The 18,238-nt window shown below is 69.3% G+C and carries 11 protein-coding genes; 3 read left to right on the plus strand and 8 right to left on the minus strand.

All coding sequences use genetic code 11. The features are described 5' to 3' along the window. Positions 1–22 precede the first annotated feature (22 nt). From pulA to ACGFNV_RS22385, 7 genes are all read right to left on the minus strand, one after another. Positions 23–5,452 carry a pullulanase-type alpha-1,6-glucosidase gene (pulA, locus tag ACGFNV_RS22355; protein WP_393624704.1) on the minus strand — a complete coding sequence of 1,810 codons (5,430 nt, stop codon included), beginning with the start codon at positions 5,450–5,452 and terminating at the stop codon, positions 23–25. A 143-nt stretch (positions 5,453–5,595) separates the two neighbouring features. Beyond that, on the minus strand, positions 5,596–6,993 hold the full coding sequence (locus ACGFNV_RS22360; RefSeq protein WP_393624705.1) for a glycoside hydrolase family 30 beta sandwich domain-containing protein: 1,398 nt from the start codon (positions 6,991–6,993) through the stop codon (positions 5,596–5,598). 112 nt (positions 6,994–7,105) lie between these two features. Then, positions 7,106–8,428: an alpha-amylase family protein gene (locus tag ACGFNV_RS22365; protein ID WP_393624737.1), complete on the minus strand. Its 1,323-nt coding sequence runs from the start codon at positions 8,426–8,428 to the stop codon at positions 7,106–7,108. 233 nt (positions 8,429–8,661) lie between these two features. Beyond that, positions 8,662–10,326, minus strand: a complete 1,665-nt coding sequence (locus tag ACGFNV_RS22370) for a glycoside hydrolase family 13 protein (RefSeq protein WP_393624706.1) — start codon at positions 10,324–10,326, stop codon at positions 8,662–8,664. Between the two features lie 158 nt (positions 10,327–10,484). Further along, on the minus strand, positions 10,485–11,399 hold the full coding sequence (locus ACGFNV_RS22375; protein ID WP_393624707.1) for a sugar ABC transporter permease: 915 nt from the start codon (positions 11,397–11,399) through the stop codon (positions 10,485–10,487). A 13-nt stretch (positions 11,400–11,412) separates the two neighbouring features. Continuing rightward, the gene (locus ACGFNV_RS22380) at positions 11,413–12,417 is read right to left on the minus strand and encodes a carbohydrate ABC transporter permease (RefSeq protein ID WP_393624708.1); all 1,005 of its coding nucleotides are present in this window, start codon (positions 12,415–12,417) and stop codon (positions 11,413–11,415) included. A 106-nt stretch (positions 12,418–12,523) separates the two neighbouring features. Further along, positions 12,524–13,798: an extracellular solute-binding protein gene (locus ACGFNV_RS22385; RefSeq protein WP_393624709.1), complete on the minus strand. Its 1,275-nt coding sequence runs from the start codon at positions 13,796–13,798 to the stop codon at positions 12,524–12,526. 390 nt (positions 13,799–14,188) lie between these two features. Between ACGFNV_RS22385 and ACGFNV_RS22390 the strand changes: the two genes are divergently transcribed. Next, positions 14,189–15,223 (plus strand): LacI family DNA-binding transcriptional regulator, encoded by a 1,035-nt coding sequence (locus ACGFNV_RS22390; RefSeq protein WP_393624710.1) that lies wholly within the window; start codon positions 14,189–14,191, stop codon positions 15,221–15,223. A gap of 131 nt (positions 15,224–15,354) precedes the next feature. After that, on the plus strand, positions 15,355–16,227 hold the full coding sequence (locus ACGFNV_RS22395; RefSeq protein ID WP_393624711.1) for a phosphatase PAP2 family protein: 873 nt from the start codon (positions 15,355–15,357) through the stop codon (positions 16,225–16,227). Here ACGFNV_RS22395 and ACGFNV_RS22400 read toward each other — a convergent pair. Beyond that, positions 16,180–17,070: a LysR family transcriptional regulator gene (locus ACGFNV_RS22400; protein WP_393624712.1), complete on the minus strand. Its 891-nt coding sequence runs from the start codon at positions 17,068–17,070 to the stop codon at positions 16,180–16,182. The two genes, ACGFNV_RS22395 and ACGFNV_RS22400, sit on opposite strands and share 48 nt — an antisense overlap. Positions 17,071–17,142: 72 nt before the next feature. Here ACGFNV_RS22400 and ACGFNV_RS22405 point away from each other — a divergent pair, with 72 nt between their 5' ends. Continuing rightward, positions 17,143–18,084, plus strand: a complete 942-nt coding sequence (locus ACGFNV_RS22405) for a DMT family transporter (protein ID WP_393624713.1) — start codon at positions 17,143–17,145, stop codon at positions 18,082–18,084. Positions 18,085–18,238 lie beyond the last annotated feature (154 nt).

Raw genomic sequence — 18,238 nt, forward strand, 5'->3', positions numbered from 1 at the left:
TCCTGTTCTAGGGCAACAGGGATCACCCTAGTTGCCGGAACACCGCGACGGTCCGGCCCGGCACCGCGAACGTACCGGTCTTCACCTCGTACGACGAGCGCTTGACCACCGGATCCGCGCCCGACGCCTGCATCGGATGCAGCCGGTAGCCCGTACCGGCGAGCGAGGCCACGCGCTGTTCCTGTGTGGTCGGAGTCGCGTTGAAGACGACGACCAGGTCACCGAGGCGCATGGTGATCACACCGGGCGTCTCGTCCTTCCCGGACAGCGGGAAGGACAGCCGGGACTGCACCCGGTCGGCCGTACCGAGGGAGAAGTCCTTCTCCGTCGTACGGATCTTCAGCAGGTCCCGGTAGGCCGCCGAGGCCCCCTCGATCTGCGCGCAGCCCACCGCGACCGTGCCGAGCAGAGGCTTGGCATACGGCCACTTGGAGGCGTTGTCGGCCGCCATCGGCAGTCCGCGCCCGAAGCCGTTGCCGTCCCGGCAGTCCCAGTGGATGGCGTTGAACCAGTCGCCGCTGTCGAAGGAGTTGCGGTCCAGGGACTTGGAGCGCAGCAGGTCGGTGCCCGCCTGGGACAGGGACGGGCCCTGCGAGAGGGTCGCCGTGGCCATGGCGAGGACCTGCATCCGGGCCCGGTCGGACGCGCTCACCGACGCGGGCAGCTTGTAGGCCAGCGCGTCGAACAGTGACTCGTTGTCGTGCGCGTCGGCGTAGGCGAGGGCGTCGCCGGGGGCGTCCGCGTATCCGGCGGGGGCGCCGTTGTAGTCGACCTCGGCGCCGGTGACCTCCTTGCCGCCGGTGTCCGTGAAGCGGTAGCGGGCGAGGTTGCCGGAGAGGCCGACCTTGATCAGGTCCTGGTAGTGCAGCAGGCGGGCCTTCTGCTCGGCCGAAGTGCCGTTGCCCGTGGAGGAGTTGGGCTCGGTGTACAGCCCGGACGCGAAGCCCTGGACGCCGGGGTCCTCGTCGAAGGGGCCGCCGCCGCGCACCGCGTCACGGGCGCGGTCGGAGAAGGTGGCGATGCCGGTGCCGGCCATGTTCTGCTGCGTGGCCTGGACGAACCGGGCGTCGTCGGCGACCTCGCCGAAGTTCCAGCCCTCGCCGTAGAGAATGATCTTCTTGCCGTCGACGCCGTCCTTCTCGGGGGTCAGCGCGTCGAGCGCCTTCCTCACCGCGAGGATGTTGGCCTTCGGGTGGTGGCCCATGAGGTCGAAGCGGAAGCCGTCGACCTTGTACTCCTTGGCCCAGGTGACGACCGAGTCGACGACCAGCTTGCCCATCATGGCGTTCTCGGTGGCGGTGTTGGCGCAGCAGGTGCTGTTCGCCACCGAGCCGTCGGCGAGGAGCCGCTGGTAGTAGCCGGGCACGATCCGGTCGAGGACACTGGTGTCCGCCTGGCCGCTCGCGGCGGTGTGGTTGTAGACGACGTCCATGACGACCCGCAGGCCGTCCTCGTTGAGCGCCTTCACCATCTTCCGGAACTCGACGGTCCGCCGCGTGCCGTCGGGGTCGGTGGCGTACGAGCCCTCGGGGACCGTGTAGTGGTACGGGTCGTACCCCCAGTTGTAGGCGTCCTTCGCGGCGATCTTCCCGACGCACTCCTGCTGCCGGTCGGAATCGGCCGGGTAGGAGGCGAGATCGCAGTCCGTAATGGCCTGGTCCGCCTTCTTCTCGGGGATCGTGGCGATGTCGAACGCGGGCAGCAGATGGACGTAGGACGTGCCGGCCCTCGCCAGCTCGCGCAGGTGCTTCGAGCCGTCACTGTCCTTGTCGGTGAAGGCGAGATAGGTGCCGGGGTGCTTCGCCGTCCGGTCCGCGACGGAGAAGTCCCGGATGTGCAGCTCCTGGATCTGGGCGTCCTTCAGCGGTACGGCCTTGGGCTTGGCGAGCCCGGACCAGCCGCTGGGCGCGAGGGCCCGGTCGTCGAGGTCCACGACCAGACTGCGTTCGGAGTTCCCGGTGAGGGCCACCGAGTAGGGGTCGGTGACCTTGTTGGTGACGACCTCGCGGACACTGGGCGCCCACACCTGGACGACGTACCGGTACGGCTTGTTCTTCCAGGACGCGGGCCCGGTGACGGACCAGACGCCGGTGGTGTCGTCCCGCTTCATCCGCACCGTGGAGCCGTCCAGCTCCAGCTTCACCGATTGCGCCGTCGGCGCCCAGACGGCCAGCGTCGGACGCCCGCCGCGGAACGTCGGCCCGAGCCGCGCCTTCGTGGCCCGCGGGTACAGATCGTCGAGTACGCCGGCGATCTGGACGCCGGTCGCGGCGAGCACCGCGCCGTTCACCGCCCGCTGGGAGGCGACGAGCTGCCCGCGCAGCGCCTCACGCACCCGGTCGCGGTCACGCGGGTCGACCGACCAGGCGGCGTAGTCCTTCAGGTGCGGGAACTTCGCCTTCTGGGCGTCCGTGAGGGTGGTCCTGGACAGCCGGATCCAGCGCTCGTCGTCGCTGGTCAGCGCACCGCCCTTCACCTCGATCGAGCCGTCGTGGGAGTACAGCAGCTGAGTGGAGGCGGCCGCGTCGGAGCCGTTCCAGGCCACGGTGTTCCGGTCGATCCAGACCGCCTTGGAGGTGGTCAGGTCGAGAGCGGCCGCGCTGCCCGCGGGCTGCGGCAACAGGTACTTCTCCTGGCCGTTCAACAGCCACACCTCATGGCCGTTCGCCGTGAGGTCCAGCGACTGGTCGGCGGGCAGGTCCTTCTCGTCACCCTTGTGGATGATGTAGCTGAGGCTGGTGGCACCCTCGGTGAGCGGCACCTCGAAGACAGCGCCATAGGCATCAGTCTTCACCGGCTTCAGCGGGTTCGACCACTCGGTGGGGTTCGCGGCGCCCGTCCAGACGTGCAGTCCCCAGCCGTCGTAGTTCCCGTCGGCGCGGTGGTAGTGCAGGACGGCCTTGCTCTTGTCCTGCGCGGGGTAGTCGGGCCGTTCGGTCCGTACGGTCTCCTTGCCGTGCTCGATCCAGACCTCACCCGTCCTGGTGACGTCGATCGTGCGCTCGGCCGAGACGTCCTTGTCGCCCTGCTGGTCGATGACGAGGAAGCCGACGTTCGAGGCGCCCGGCTTCAGCTTGACGTAGGCGAACGCGCCGTAGGCGTCCCGGCCGACGAAGGGGTGGCTGTCGGGCCAGTTCGTGGACTCGCCGTCGGCGAGGTCGCCCCAGGCGTACAGGCCCCAGTTCCCGTAGTCGCCGTCGGTGCGCTTGTAGTGCACGACCGCGTGGTCGCGGGAGGAGGCGGTGGGGGTCTCGGGAACGGGCGGGGTGCCCGTGAGGCTCTCCGCGGTGGCGCTCGACGCCCGTCCGGCCGAATCGATCACGACCGCCTTGTAGCGCAGGGCCGTGCCCGCCGGTACGTCCTTGGCGAGGGCCTGGGTGACCTTGTACGGGGCGTGGTCGGCGGAGCCGAGCGTCCGCCACTTGCCGTTGCCGACCTGGGCGGCGAAGACGACCCTGTTGAGCTGCCCGCCCTCGACGTCGGCGCTCAGCTCCACGGTGCCGGTGGCGCCGGTGGCGCCGGTGGCGCCGGTGGCGCCGGTGGCGCCGGTGGCGGGAGCCTTGAGGGTGATGCTGGGCCTGGTCGCGGGCTGGGCGAGCCTGCCCGCCGCCTTGAGGACGAGCGCCGAGCCGGCCGGGACGGTGACGGTGAGCTTGGTGTCGGCACCGGATCCGAGGATCTCCGTACTGCCGTAGATCCCCCGGAAGGCCATGCCCGCCGAACCGGTCGCGAACGTCGCCGACTTCGCGTCGTCGGCGTTGTTGAAGGCGACGACGTACTCGGTGCCGGTCTTCGCGTCGGTGCGGGAGAAGGCGTAGACGCCGGCGCCGTCCGCCGCGTACCGCTCGGTCTGCACTCCGTCGGTGAGGGCCGGGTTGGCCTTGCGGAGCTCGGCCAGGGCCGCGATCTGCCGGTACAGGGGTGCCCGGGTGTCGTAGGCGTCGCTCGCGTGGGTGCGGTCGGTGCCGATCTCGTCGTCGTCGAGGTAGTCGGCCGTGCGGGAGGCGAACATCGTCTGGCGGGCGTCCTTGTCGCCGCCGGACCCGGTGAAGCCCTGCTCGTCGCCGTAGTAGACGACGGGGTTGCCGCGGCTGAGGAACATCAGCTCGTTGGCGAGCCTGTCCTTGGCGAGCAGTTCGGCGTCGGTGGCCTTCGGGTTGTCCTGGTTCAGGAAGTACCCGATGCGGCCCATGTCGTGGTTGCCGAGGAAGGTGACCTGCTCGTACGCGTTGGCCTTGTCGGTCGTGTACTTGTAGTCGTCGCCGAAGACGCTCGCCAGCGTGCGCGCGCTGCCGCCCTGGGAGGCGTACTGCCGGGCCGCCTCCTGGAAGGGGAAGTCGAGGGTGGCGTCGAGGCGGCCCTGGGTGACGTACGGGGCGGTGATGTTCGTGTCGGCGGAGTAGACCTCGCCGAACATGAAGAAGTCGTCGCGCCCGTGCCTGGCCGCGTAGGCGTCCAGAGCCGTCGCCCACTGGGTCCAGAACTCCATGTTCACGTGCTTCACGGTGTCGATCCGGAAGCCGTCGATGTCGAAATCCCTGACCCAGCGCTGGTAGATCTTCTCCATGCCGCTGACGACCTCGGGACGCTCGGTCCACAGGTCGTCGAGCCCGGAGAAGTCGCCGTACGTGGTCGACTCACCGGCGTAGGTCGAGTCGCCCCGGTTGTGGTACATCGTCGGGTCGTTGAGCCAGGACGGGACCTTGTCGTTAGCCGTGACCTTCGGCGTGCGCGGGAAGGAGTCGGTGTCGACGGCCGGGAACCCGGAAGTGCCCGCGTAGTCGGCGTCGTCGAAGGGCTTGCCGTCCTTCGTCAGATAGGGGAAGGCACCCTTGGAGAGGTAGTCGTAGGACTTCTCCTCGTAGTCGACGACGTCCGCCGTGTGGTTGGTGATGACGTCGAAGAAGACCTTCATGCCCTTGGCGTGCGCCTTGGAGACGAGGGTTTCCAGGTCCTTGTTGGTGCCGAAGTGCGGGTCGACCTGGGTGAAGTCGGTGATCCAGTAACCGTGGTAACCGGCGGAGGCGTTGGCTCCCGTCCCCTGCACGGGGCGGTTCTTGAAGATCGGGGCCATCCAGATGGCGGTGGTGCCGAGGCCCTTGATGTAGTCGAGCCGCTTGGTCAGGCCCTTGAGGTCGCCGCCCTGGTAGAAGCCCTTGTCGGTGGGGTCGTAGCCGGTGGACAGGCGCGAACCCGTCAGTCCGCCCGTGTCGTTGGCGGTGTCACCGTTGGCGAAGCGGTCCGGCAGGACGAAGTAGAACTGCTCGCGCGTGTCGTCGTGCCGGGCGGGCTCGGCGGCGAGCTTCGCGTCGGACGGCGGGGCGGGCGGGGTGTCGGCCCGGGCGGCCAGGGGCTGGACGAGTGCTGCGGCCAGCGCGGTCACGGTGACCGCAGCGACCCGTCCGGCATGTGCGGTACGGCGCCTCGACGGCACCGGCCATCTGGGTATCACTGACGTGGACTCCTTGCGATGACGGCTCTGTTGGGTCCGACCCCGCGCGACCGTATCGCCGTGGAAACACTTACAGCAAGAGTCCTGAAATGATTGGAAAGAACTTTCAGCAGGCTGGTGCCTTGAGCGGGTTGGGACGGGTCCTAGCGCTTGATGGTGTAGGTGACCAGTGAGCGGGCCGGGACCGTGGCGGTCAGCGAGCCCCCGCCGACCGCGATGGCGGCCTGGCGAGCCGTACTGTGGGAGCCGTCGGTCAGATACGGCGTCGCCGTCCCGGTGGTGATCCCGGTGCTCCGCAGGCTGAAAGACACCTCCCTGGCGTCGGCCGCCGCGTTGAGCGCCACGACCGTCACCGTGCCGTCGGTGTCGCGGAACGCCGACAGCTTGAGGTCGGCGTCGGAGGTCGTGGCACCGATGCGGGTGGCGCCGGGACGGATGAAGCGGCTGTAGTTGGCCATCGCCCACAGGCGCTTGGAGACGTGGTGGTCGGCGCCGTCCATCCGGATCAGGCCGCGGGTCGCGCCCGTCGAGGCGCCGTACCAGTACACGTAACCACTCGTGTTGCCCTTGGTGAGCGCGTCGTGGATCGCGGAGGCGACGGTGAAGCCGTCGTAGCCGCTGCCGTCGTCCCAGTTCTCGTTCCACGTGGTGCCGTTGGGCGACCACTCCGACATCCAGGTGCGCTTCCGCGTCGGCAGCGGCCCGTCCACCGCGCTCGCGTAGGTGTGTCCGGTGTGGGTGGCGACGTACCCTCGTGCCGTCGCGTCGGCCTCGATCGCGCCGCTGTAGCTCTTCTGCTGGTTCCAGCCGAAGGAGTCGCAGCAGGCCACCTTGTATCCGGCGGCGTTCGCGATCGGCCCGAGGACCTTGGTGAACTCGACGGCCTGGGCCGGGGTGAGCCGCATGGAGTCGTACGTCGCGGTCCAGTCGGGCTCGTTGGTGAAGCCGAGGTCGGTGACCCGGACGCCGGCCTGACCGTAGAACTTGGCGTACTGCACCAGGAAGTTCGCGTACGCACGGCGCCAGTCGCCGCTGGGGCAGGAGGCGCCGGACAGACCGCACAGCGTGCCGCCGTCGGCATCCGTGCCGTTCGTCTTCATGTAGCCGGGCGCGGTCCAGGCGTCGGCGTAGAACCGGTTCACGCCGTAGGCCCTGGCCTGCTGGGCGAGCCACAGCTGGCCCTTGTCGTTGCCGTCCCAGACGTACTTGGGGGTGGCGTTCGGGCCGCCGGGGTCGGTCGGCTGGATGCCCGAGTCGATGCCGAGGCGCAGGATGCTCAGGCCGGCACCGGTGGTGCGGTTGAGCAGCAGGTCGAGGATCTCGCGTTGCTTCTGCGCGGGCAGGCCCTGTGAGCCGCGCATGATCTCGGCCCGCCCGAAGTGCTCGGAGAAACCGAAGCCGTCGATGGGCTGGTAGGTGGTGGAGCCGTTGATGGTCGCCGTGGTGGCGGCCGCCTCCGGCAGGGCGGCGGCGGTGACGCCGGTGGCCGTCAGCAGAGCCGCCACGGAGACCAACGCCCACTTTCGGAGTCTGCGCTGCATGTTGCTCCCTTCACGGGGAACGGCATGGGAGCGCTCCCATACACAGCAGGGAACGTAGGACGACACTCGATGAGCGTCAATCCCACGTGCCCCTACAGCTGTTCCCTGTCGCTCAGCAGCTGCTCCTGCCCGCGTAGATCGCCAGGGCGGTGTTCGCCCCGAGGGTCGCGGTGAACTGTCCGCCGGAGTTCACGCTCACCGTCGTGTTGTTCTGCACGTTGCAATACGTGCCCGCCGGGAGGGACGTCTGGTACGTCCGGCTCAGGCTGCTCGACTCGTGGTTGATGGCGACGTACCCCTTGGCACCCCGCCCGAAGGCGATCGCGTCGCCGCCGTTGTCCCACCAGTTGGTGACCGACTCGCCGCGCGTGGCGTTGCGGAAGGCGACCATGCGGAGGATCTCCGGCCAGGCGTGCTGGCACTTCCAGCCGTCCTGCCAGCAGGCGTTGACGGTGCCGCCGTTGGGCGGGCCCGCGTCCGTGTCGGACCACTCGTAGCCGGAGTTGATGTCCGGGGCGCCGTACGGGTAGGCCAGCATGAAGACGTTGGCCAGGGTGTAGTTGGCGCCGTCCTTGTAGTTGAGGGTGGAGCCGTTGCGCTCGGTGTCGTGGTTGTCCACGAACACGCCCGCCACCGAGTTGTTCAGGTAGCCCCAGCCCTCGCCGTAGTTCTTCAGGTAGGCGAGGTTCTCGTTGTTGAAGACGCGCTTGAGGTCGTAGGCGTAGCGGAACTCCTGCACGTCCCCGTTGCCCGTGTACTCGGTCGGCTGGACGGCCTCCCCGCTGCCGTAGATGACCTCCTGCTTCCAGTACGCGTTCGGGCTGGTCAGCCGCGACTTGATGTTGGCGAGGTCGGCGGTGTCGATGTGCTTGGCCGCGTCGATGCGGAAGCCGTCGACGCCGAGCGTCAGCAGGTCGTTCATGTAGCCGGCGATGGTCTTGCGGACGTACTCCTCGCCGGTGTCGAGGTCGGCGAGGTCCACGAGTTCGCAGTGCTGGACGTTCCGGCGGTCGCTGTAGTTGGAGACCCGGGACGTGCAGTCGTCGAAGTCGTAGGAGGAGTACAGGCCGGGGTAGTTGTACTTCGTGTACGACGAACCGCCGGTCCCCGTACCGCTCCCCGCCGACATGTGGTTGATGACGGTGTCGACCACGACCTTCACCCCGGCCGCGTGGCAGGTGTTCACCATGTTCTGGAAGGCCGTGCGGTCGCCGAGGCGGCCCGCGATCCGGTAGCTCACCGGCTGGTACGAGGTCCACCACTGCGCGCCCTGGATGTGCTCGGCGGGCGGGGAGACCTGGACGTAGCCGTAGCCGGCCGGGCCGAGGGTGTTGGTGCACTCCTTGGCGACCGAGGCGAACTTCCACTCGAAGAGGACGGCGGTGACGTCCTTGGTGCCGGGCGGGGAGGCGTGCGCGGTGGTGGCGGGTGCCATGAGGGCTGCCGCCGTGGCGGCGAGCGCGGTCGCGGTGACGGACCATCTCGATATCACAGGCGTGTACTCCTTGCGATGACGGCCAGGCGTCTTTGCCGGGCGCCGGCGTGAACGTACCGCAACGCAAGGTTTACAGCAAGGGTGTTGAAAACCGGAGCAAGCACTTTCACAGCAAAAGCACGGCCCGTCCCCCGGGGAGACCGGGGTCCGGGCCGCTCAGCGCTGTTGAACTCTCAGGCCGTCGTCCACCACACCGTCGTGTCCGCCGGCACCTTCGTCTCGCCGTCCGTCTCGGCGATGTCGCCGCTGGCGAGGAGGAGGCGGCCGTGGGCGGGAATCGTGACCGACTCGCCGCTGGTGTTGGCGACGCACACGAACTCGCCGCGTCGGAAGGCGAGGACGCCCTCGGGAGCCTTCAGCCACTCGACGGAGTCGCCCGCGCCGAGGTCGGGCTGTGCGCGGCGGACGGCGATCGCGGTGCGGTACAGCTCCAGGGTGGAACCGGCGACGCCGGTCTGCGCCTCCACGCTGAGCTCGCCCCAGCTCTCCGGCTGCGGCAGCCAGCTGCCCCCGCTGCCGAAGCCGTACGACGGTCCGGTGCGGGTCCACGGGATCGGCACCCGGCAGCCGTCACGGAAGCCGTCCTGGCCGGCGCCGCGGAAGTACGCGGGGTCCTGGCGCACCTCGTCGGACAGGTCGACGACGTCCGGGAGGCCGAGCTCCTCGCCCTGGTAGATGTACGCCGATCCGGGCAGCGCCAGCATGAGCAGCGTGGCCGCCCGCGCGCGCCGCAGGCCCAGCTCGCGGTCGCCGGCCAGACGGATCTGCGTGCCGAGGCCGGGCGGGTTGGCGAAGCGGGTGGCGTGCCGGGTGACGTCGTGGTTGGACAGCACCCAGGTGGCTGGGGCGCCGACGGGGCGCATGGCCTCCAGGGTGAGGTCGACGACGTTGCGGAGCTCCGTCGCGTCCCAGTCGGTGCTCAGGTACTGGAAGTTGAACGCCTGGTGCAGCTCGTCGGGGCGGACGTAGTTCGCGGTGCGCTCGACGGTCGGGGTCCACGCCTCGGCGACGAAGATGCGCTCGCCCGAGTACTCGTCGAGGATGTGACGCCATTTCCGGTAGATCTCGTGCACGCCGTCCTGGTCGAAGAACGGCATGACATCGTTGCCCAGCAACTTGAGCTGGTCGTGGGATCCCAGGTCCGGGAGGCCTTCCGCCTTCACCAGTCCGTGTGCCACGTCGATGCGGAAGCCGTCCACGCCCATGTCCAGCCAGAAGCGCAGGATCGAGCGGAACTCGTCGCCGACGGCCGGGTGTTCCCAGTTGAAGTCGGGCTGCTCGGGCGCGAAGAGGTGCAGGTACCACTCACCGTCCGCGACGCGTGTCCAGGCGGGCCCACCGAAGATGGACTCCCAGTCGTTGGGCGGGAGTTCGCCGTTCTTCCCCTTGCCGGGGCGGAAGTGGTAGCGCTCCCGCAGCGGCGAGCCGGGGCCGTCTGCGAGCGCCCGCTTGAACCACTCGTGCTGGTCGGAGGAGTGGTTGGGCACCAGGTCGACGATGATCCTGAGGCCCAGTTCGCGGGCGTCGCGGATCAGCGCGTCGGCGTCGAGCAGGTTGCCGAACATGGGGTCGACGGCCCGGTAGTCGGCGACGTCGTAGCCGGCGTCAGCCTGCGGCGAGGCGTAGAAGGGACTGAGCCACACGGCGTCCACGCCGAGGTCGCGCAGGTACGGGAGGCGGGATCGTACGCCTTCCAGGTCTCCCATGCCGTCGCCGTTGCTGTCGGCGAAGCTGCGCGGATAGACCTGGTAGATCACCGCGTCCCGCCACCAGTCGCGGCGCTTGACGACGGTGGCGACAGCGGAGTTCGGTGCCGGGTCGGCGGAGTGCTGGCTCATGGTGTCCTTGTGCTTGTGTGGCGTAACGGGGTCGACGTCATGGGGGCTTCTTCGAGGGGGCGGGTGACGAGGCGGCCGCGGTGACAGCGGGGTCGGAGGGCCACCGCGGCCGCCACCCACGCGGTTGCCGCGCGGGAGCTCTTCTTCCCTGGTGGGCGTCAGCCCTTGGTACCGCCCGCGGTGAGGCCGGTCACCAGGTTCTTCTGCACGAGGTAGAAGAAGGCGGAGACGGGTATCGCGATCAGCACCGCGGTGGCGGCCATGAGGTTGCGCTGGGCGTCGTGCTCGCTGACGAAGCTCTGGAGGCCGACGGCGAAGGTGTACTTCGAGTCGGACAGCATGAACGTCGAGGCGAAGGCGACCTCGCCGAAGGCGGTGAGGAAGTTGTAGAAGGCGGCGACCGCGAGACCGGGCTTGGCCAGCGGCAGGATCAGCCGCAGGAAGGTGCCGAACGGGCTGAGCCCGTCGACGCGTCCCGCCTCGTCGATCTCGAACGGGATGGTGTCGAAGTAGCCCTTGAGCAGCCATGCGCTGTAGGGCACGACGGTGGTGCAGTTGACGAGGATCAGACCGAGGTAGGTGTCGATCAGGCCGAGGTCCGACATGATCTGGTACATCGGCACGATCAGGACGGCGACCGGGAACATCTGGGTGACGAGGAGGACCCACATGAACTTCTTGTAGCCCGGAAAGCGCATGCGGGACACGGCGTAGCCGCTGGTGGCGGCGATGATCACGCCGATGGCGGTGGTGCCGAGGACGACGGCCATCGTGCTCTTCAGCCAGTCGAAGAACCCGGTGTGCTGGAGGACGAACGCGTAGTTGTCGAACGTCATCTTGTGCCAGATCTGCCCGGGGTGCAGATAGTCGTCCTTGTCCGGGCCGAGGGACAGGAAGATCAGCCAGGCCACCGGGAAGAAGGCGACGACGCTCGCCACGATCAGGATGCCGTGGGTGGTGAGGGTGGCGAGGGGCCCGCGCCGGCCGCGGCGGCGGGCGGTGCCCCGGGGGGCGGCGGCCTCGGCGGGCCGGTCGGTCTTCGCGACGGAGGTGGGGGCGGTGCTGGTGCTCATGGGGACTCCTGCCTCAGATCGCGAGCTGCTGGTCGTTGCGGCTCAGCCAGCGGCGGTAGAAGGAGGTGAAGACGATCAGGACGGCCAGCAGCAGGATGCCGTAGGCGGCCGACTGGGCGAAGTCACGCGGCTGCTGTCCGAAGCCGAGGTAGTACGCCCAGGTGACGAGGATCTGCGCGTCGGGGGCGGTGTTTCCGAAGAGCAGGAAGATGATGGCGAACTGGTTGAAGGTCCAGATGACACCGAGGAGTACCACGGTGGAGCTGACGGACCTCAGCCCCGGCAGGGTGACGTACCGGAACCGCTGCCAGGCGTTCGCGCCGTCCATCTCGGCCGCCTCGTAGAGCGAGTTGTCGATGGCCTGGAGGCCGCCGAGCAGCGAGAGCATCATGAACGGCACACCGCACCAGGTGTTGACCATGATCGCGGCGAACCGCTGCCAGAAGGTGTCCTCGAGCCACAGCGGCGAGGGCAGGTGCAGGGCGTCGAGCGCGCTGTTGACGATGCCGCCGTCGGCGAGCATGAACCGCCAGCCGAAGACGGTGACGAAGGTGGGGACGGCCCAGGGAAGCACCAGGATCATGCGGTAGACGGTGCGCCCGCGGAACTCCTGGTTGAGCAGCAGCGCGAGGCCCAGCCCGATGGAGTAGTGCAGGGCGACGCAGGCCACGGTCCAGACGATCGTCCAGATGAAGTGCGACCAGAAGCGGTCGTACGCCGTCGGGCCCCACAGGATGTCGGCGTAGTTGTCGAGGCCGATGAACTTGTACGTGGCGTCGATGTGGTTGACGCCGATGGTGCGGGCCGTGTTGAGGCTGTTGGCGTCGGTGAGCGTGAGGTAGAGGCCGTACACCAGGGGATACAGCACGAGCACGCCGAGGACGATCACCACCGGGGCGATCATCGCGTAGGCGTACCAGTGCTTCTGGTAGCCGTGCTTCAGGCGCCGGCCCAGCCCGGGCCGCGGGTCTCGCTCACCGCGCCGCTTGCCGGTCGCTCGGTCGATGGCGACTGTCATGGTTCGACACCTTCTGGGAAATCAGTGGGTGGGCTGGGCAGGCGCAGGCCGGTGGCCGCCGGATCCCTCCCCCGGTCTGCTGGGGGATCCGACGGCCACGCGGGGCTCACTTGCTGAAGTCGGGGACCAGCTTGGCGATCGCGAGTTCCGCGTTGCTCAGGCCCTTGTCGAGGGACTCCTTGCCACCGGCGATCTTGGGCAGCTCGGTGTCGAGCGGCCCCCACAGGGAGCTGTACTCGGGCAGCGCGGGGCGCGGCTGGGCGGCGGCGAGGACGCCCTGGTAGCCGGCGATGCCCGGGTCGGCCTTGACCTGCGCGGTGTAGGCGTCGTCGCGGGTCGGCAGCGTGTTGTTCTTCAGGGCGATGGTCTCCTGGGCCTTCGCCGAGGTCATGAAGTTGACGAACTTCAGCGCGGCGTCCTGGTGGGCCTTGTCGGAGCCGGCGTAGACGGAGAGGTTGTGGCCGCCGGTCGGGGCGCCCGCCTTGCCGGTGGAGCCGGCCGGGACGGCGGCGATGCCGAGGTTGGCCTTGTCCTTGAAGGCGGAGCCCTTGTAGAAGTTCGTGATCTCCCAGGGGCCCTGGACGATCGCGGCGACCTTGCCGTTGACGAACGCGTCCTGGATGTGGGCGTAGGCGTCCGCGGTGGTGTCGGCCTTGTGCAGGCCCTTGCCGTCGAAGAGGCCGAGCCAGGTGCCGTACGCCTTCTTCGCCTCCGGCGAGTCGACGGTGATCTTCTTGCCCTCGACGTCGACGGTGTCGGTGCCCTCGCCGTAGAGGAAGGACTGGGCGTAGTAGGCCTGGGTCGAGCCCCAGTAGCCGTCGACGCCGGTCTTGTCCTTGACGGTGGCGGCGGCCTTCTTCAGGTCGTCCCAGGTCTTGGGGGCTTCCTTGATGCCGGCCTTCGCGAAGAGCTGCTTGTTGTAGACGAGGGCGAGGGTGTCCGTGGTGAACGGCACGCCGTAGGTCTTGCCCTCGTACTTGGCCTGCTCGATCAGGCTGGGCTGGAACTTGGCCTGGTCCTTGAGGGCCTCGGTGCCGTCCAGTGGCGCGAAGAAGCCCTTCTTGGCGAAGGCGGGCGTCCAGCCGACCTCGGAGCGCAGCACGTCGGGGGCACCCTTGGAACCGGCGGCGGTGTCGAACTTGTTCTGCGCCTGGTCGAAGGGGACGTTGACGTACTTGACCTTGATGTCCTTGTTGGCGGCCTCGAACTCCTTGACCAGGGCCTGGTACGTCGGCGCCTCGTTGGTGGCGTTGGAGGTGTCCCACCAGGTGAGGGTGACCGGCCCGCCGGCCTTGCCGTCGTCGCTGTCACTTCCGCCGCAGGCCGTCGCCGCGAGGGCGAGGGACGCCACCAGCGCGGTGGCCGCTGTGCCACGCCGCATGAGTTCTCCTTGAGGGTGAAAGCCCGTCCGGCTCACAAGGGCGGCCCCGTCCGCCACCCTTGTCGACTTGCCGACTGTGCCGTTGGCCGCCGGGCGACGTGAACGTAACAGCGATGCAACCACGACGAAAGACCTTGCAGAAAAAAAGTGCAAGACATCGCTGAAGTTATCCGTGCGTGACCTGGAGGCGACCGCCGTGAGACCGTTGTTGGCGCGGTTCAGCCGCTGCAGAGCGGGGCAGGGGCGGGTTGTGCAAGACTCTGCAAGCTCTTGCCATCACTTTCATGAGGGAGCCCGATGACGCAGCAGCCCCGGGCGGGCCGTTCCACAGCTCGCACCCGGCGTCCCGTTGGTGTGCAAGGGGAGGCTTGGCCGGTACAGTCCCACCCTGTGACCACACGGCTTGCCGACATCGCTGCTCAGGCGGGGGTGAGCGAAGCGACCGTCAGCCGCGTCCTCAACGGGAAGCCGGGCGTCGCCGCCACCACCCGCCAGTCCGTGCTGGCCGCCCTGGACGTGCTGGGCTACGAGCGCCCGGTCCGCCTGCGGCAGCGCAGCGCGGGTCTCGTCGGCCTGATAACGCCGGAGCTGGAGAACCCGATATTCCCGGCCCTCGCCCAGGTCATCGGCCAGGCCCTCACGAGGCAGGGCTACACCCCGGTCCTCGCCACCCAGACACCCGGCGGCTCCACGGAGGACGAGCTGACCGAGATGCTGGTCGACCGCGGTGTCGCCGGCATCATCTACGTCTCCGGCCTGCACGCGGACACCACGGCCGACATGCAGCGCTACGAGCAGCTGCGCGCCCAGGGCGTGCCGTACGTCCTGGTCGACGGCTTCTCCCCCAAGGTCCAGGCCCCCTTCATCTCCCCCGACGACCGCGCCGCGATGACCCTCGCGGTCACCCACCTCGTCTCCCTGGGCCACACCCGCATCGGCCTCGCCCTCGGCCCGAAGCGCTTCGTCCCGGTCCAGCGCAAGATCGAGGGCTTCGTCCGCGCGGTCCAGGACCAGCTGGGCCTGACCGCGGAAACGATCGAGTCGGAACTCGTCCAGCACTCCCTCTACACCCTGGAGGGCGGCCAGGCCGCCGCCACGGCACTGATCGACCGCGACTGCACGGCGGTGGTCTGCGCCAGCGACATGATGGCCCTGGGTGCCATACGGGCGGCCCGGCAGCGGGGCCTCGAGGTCCCCCAGGGCGTCTCGGTCGTGGGCTTCGACGACTCCCCCCTGATCGCCTTCACCGACCCGCCCCTCACCACGATCCGCAAGCCGGTCCCCGCGATGGGCCAGGCCGCCGTCCGCACCCTCCTGGAGGAGATCGGCGGGACCCCGGCACCCCACAGCGAGTTCGTGTTCATGCCTGAACTGGTGGTACGAGGTTCGACCGCTTCGGCCCCTGGTGACCGGAATCGTCCGTAGGGTGGAGAACCAGCCCGTTTCCCCCGTGCCCCGGTAGGAGCCGCGGGTGTCTTCCCGCCGTACAACATGCGTCGGGAACCCGACCGGGGGATGATCGGTGGGGTAACTGTTTTCTGGCAGACTCTGTGCCTATGGGTGATACGACCGTGAAGCCGGTGGAAGGCCCCGAAGAGGCCGTTCCGCACCCTGTCACGGCTGAAAGCGACCCCACCCTCCTGCGCCGCCTGCGCACCCCGCGCCGCCCCCGCCTGTGGTTCGAGATCCTGCTGATCGCGGCCAGCTACTGGACGTACTCACTGATCCGCAACGCGGTCCCCGAGCAGCGCTCCGAGGCACTGCGCAACGCCGACTGGATCTGGCGGATGGAGCACCACCTCGGCATCGCCGTGGAGCAGTCCGTCAACCACGCCGTCAACTCGGTGACTTGGCTCGTCGTCGGCATGAACTACTACTACGCGACGCTCCACTTCATCATCACCCTGGCCGTCCTCGTATGGCTGTACCGCAGCCACCCCGGCCGCTACGCGGCGACCCGCCTGGTCCTCTTCGCCACCACGGGCGTGGCCCTGGTCGGCTACTACCTGTACCCCCTGGCACCCCCGCGCCTCATGACCGGCGGCCACTTCATCGACACGGTCATGGCCCACCAGACCTGGGGCTCGATGGCCTCCGGCGACCTCAAGAACATGTCCAACCAGTACGCCGCGATGCCGTCCATGCACATCGGCTGGTCCCTGTGGTGCGGCCTCACGATCTTCGCCCTGGCCAGGATTCCCTGGGTGCGGGCCCTGGGCCTCCTCTACCCCGCGGTGACCCTGGTGGTCATCGTCGCCACCGCCAACCACTTCTGGCTGGACGCGGTGGGCGGCATCCTCTGCCTCGCCTTCGGCTTCGCCCTGGCCCGCACCTGGTACGGCACCCTGCCCTACGCCCTGCCCCGAAGGGTGCCGAGCCGCCTACGCGCCGCCCACCACGTCCCGCAACGCGCCGACGAACGCCTCTAGGGAGGGCTGCGGCGGAGCCGTCTCCCGCACAGCCACGTAGATCGAGCGCACCGGCTCGGGCTCGACCACTTCCCGCACCACCACCCCCGGGTGCCGGCTCCCGAGCCCCAGCCGGGGAATGAGCCCCACCCCCAGCCCAGCCGCCACGAACCCCTGGGCGGTCACATAGTCCTCACTCTCCACGACGAACCCCGGCCGGAACCCGGCAGCCTCGCAAGCCGCCATCTGGGCATCCAGACAGGGTCCGGGCCACTCACTGCCGACCCACGGCTCCCCCGCCAACTCGGCCAGCCGCACCCGCGCCGCCTCCGCCAGCCGATGCCCGGCCGGCAGGACGACAAGGTAGGGGTCGTCCAGCAGATGACGAAGCCGTACGCCGTCATGGGCCCCCTCCACCGCCCCGACCACCAGAGCCAGATCCGCCCGCCCTTCCCGTACGTCGGACAACGGATCGGAATCGGCCAGTTTGAGGTCGACCCGCACCCCCGGATGGCCGGCCCGGAACCGCGCCACAGCCGGAGCGATCAGCCCGGCGCCCGCCGTCGCGAAGTACCGCACGGCCACCCGCCCCGTACGCCCCGCCAGCAGATCGGCGAGCGCGGCCTCCGCCTCGGCGACCTGCCGCCCGATGACCTCCGCGTAGTCGGTCAACAACAACCCGGCAGCGGTCGGCCGCACCCCCCGCCCCACCCGCTCCAGCAGCTCGGCCCCCGCTTCCTTCTCCAGAACCGCGATCTGCTGACTGACCGCGGACGGCGTGTACCCCAGCCGCGCCGCGGCCCCCGAAACGGACCCGCACTCCACCACGGCCCGCAACACCTGCATCCGCCGCACATCAACCATGTAGCTCACCTTAACAAGGAACCCAAAACCTTTCACTTGTCCTGACGCACGCGAGGCACCACCGTAGAGCTCATGCCACCCCTCGCCCCCTCGCTCCGCATGACCGCCCTGGCCCTCCTCTGGGGATCAGGCTTCCTCTGGATCAAACTCGCCCTCAACCACGGCCTCACCCCCACCCAGATCACCATCACCCGCTGCGCCCTGGGCACAGCCGTCCTCCTCTTCCTGGCCCGCAAGGCCGGCCAACGCCTCCCCCGCTCCCGCACCACCTGGGCCCACCTGGCCGTGGCGGCCCTCTTCTGCAACGCCATCCCCTTCGCCCTCTTCAGCCTCGGCGAGCAGACGGTCGACTCCGGCATCGCAGGCGTCCTGAACGCCACCACCCCCCTCTGGTCCCTCCTCATCGGCATCGTCCTGGGCACCGACCGCGCCCTGGGCCCCGTACGTCTGACCGGTCTCCTCCTGGGCTTCACCGGCACCCTGCTGATCTTCGCCCCCTGGCACCAGTCCGGCCTGCTGTCCTGGGGCGCCCTGGCCCTCCTGGCCGCCGCCGCCAGCTACGCCGTGGCCTTCGCCTACATGGCCCGCCACGTCACCACCGGCGACGCCCCCCTCGCCGTATCAGCGGCCCAGCTCCTGACAGCCACCGCCTGGACGACCCTGGCCCTCCCCACAGCCGGCCCCCTCCACCCCGACCCCACCGCCCTCCTGGCGGTCACCGCCCTGGGCGTCCTCGGCACGGGCGTCACCTTCTACCTCAACTACCGCCTGATCGCGGAGGAGGGCGCGACGAGCGCGGCAACGGTCGGGTATCTCCTCCCCGTGGTCTCAGTAGCCCTGGGCGCCCTGATCCTGGACGAGCAGGTGGGCACGCGGGTGGTGATCGGCATGGCCGTGGTCCTCATCGGCGTGGGCCTGACCCGCAAGAACATGACCCCACGGCCGAAGCCGACGCCCCGCACCCGCGAGACGGCGGGAGCGGGCCGTGGCGGTGCGTCGCAGCCCGTCGCTTAGCCGGTCCCGACGCCGCCCGACTGTGGCAGCACCAGAGGGGCGCGACCCGCGACGGGCTGGACGCACCGCCACGGGGGGCCCCCCCCCCCCCCCCCCCCCCCCCCCCGGGGGCCCGCCCCCCCCCCCCCCCCCCCCCCCCAACCCCCGGAACCCC

Source organism: Streptomyces sp. NPDC048751 (assembly GCF_043198595.1).
Classification (GTDB): domain Bacteria; phylum Actinomycetota; class Actinomycetes; order Streptomycetales; family Streptomycetaceae; genus Streptomyces.

Excerpts from the sequence above, each read along its gene's own strand:
- ACGFNV_RS22360 (WP_393624705.1), bottom strand. The coding sequence starts at position 6,993 with ATGCAGCGCAGACTCCGAAAGTGGGCGTTGGTCTCCGTGGCGGCTCTG.
- ACGFNV_RS22365 (WP_393624737.1), bottom strand. The coding sequence starts at position 8,428 with ATGGCACCCGCCACCACCGCGCACGCCTCCCCGCCCGGCACCAAGGAC.
- ACGFNV_RS22370 (WP_393624706.1), bottom strand. The coding sequence starts at position 10,326 with ATGAGCCAGCACTCCGCCGACCCGGCACCGAACTCCGCTGTCGCCACC.
- ACGFNV_RS22375 (WP_393624707.1), bottom strand. The coding sequence starts at position 11,399 with ATGAGCACCAGCACCGCCCCCACCTCCGTCGCGAAGACCGACCGGCCC.
- ACGFNV_RS22380 (WP_393624708.1), bottom strand. The coding sequence starts at position 12,417 with ATGACAGTCGCCATCGACCGAGCGACCGGCAAGCGGCGCGGTGAGCGA.
- ACGFNV_RS22385 (WP_393624709.1), bottom strand. The coding sequence starts at position 13,798 with ATGCGGCGTGGCACAGCGGCCACCGCGCTGGTGGCGTCCCTCGCCCTC.
- ACGFNV_RS22395 (WP_393624711.1), top strand. The coding sequence starts at position 15,355 with ATGGGTGATACGACCGTGAAGCCGGTGGAAGGCCCCGAAGAGGCCGTT.
- ACGFNV_RS22400 (WP_393624712.1), bottom strand. The coding sequence starts at position 17,070 with ATGGTTGATGTGCGGCGGATGCAGGTGTTGCGGGCCGTGGTGGAGTGC.
- ACGFNV_RS22405 (WP_393624713.1), top strand. The coding sequence starts at position 17,143 with ATGCCACCCCTCGCCCCCTCGCTCCGCATGACCGCCCTGGCCCTCCTC.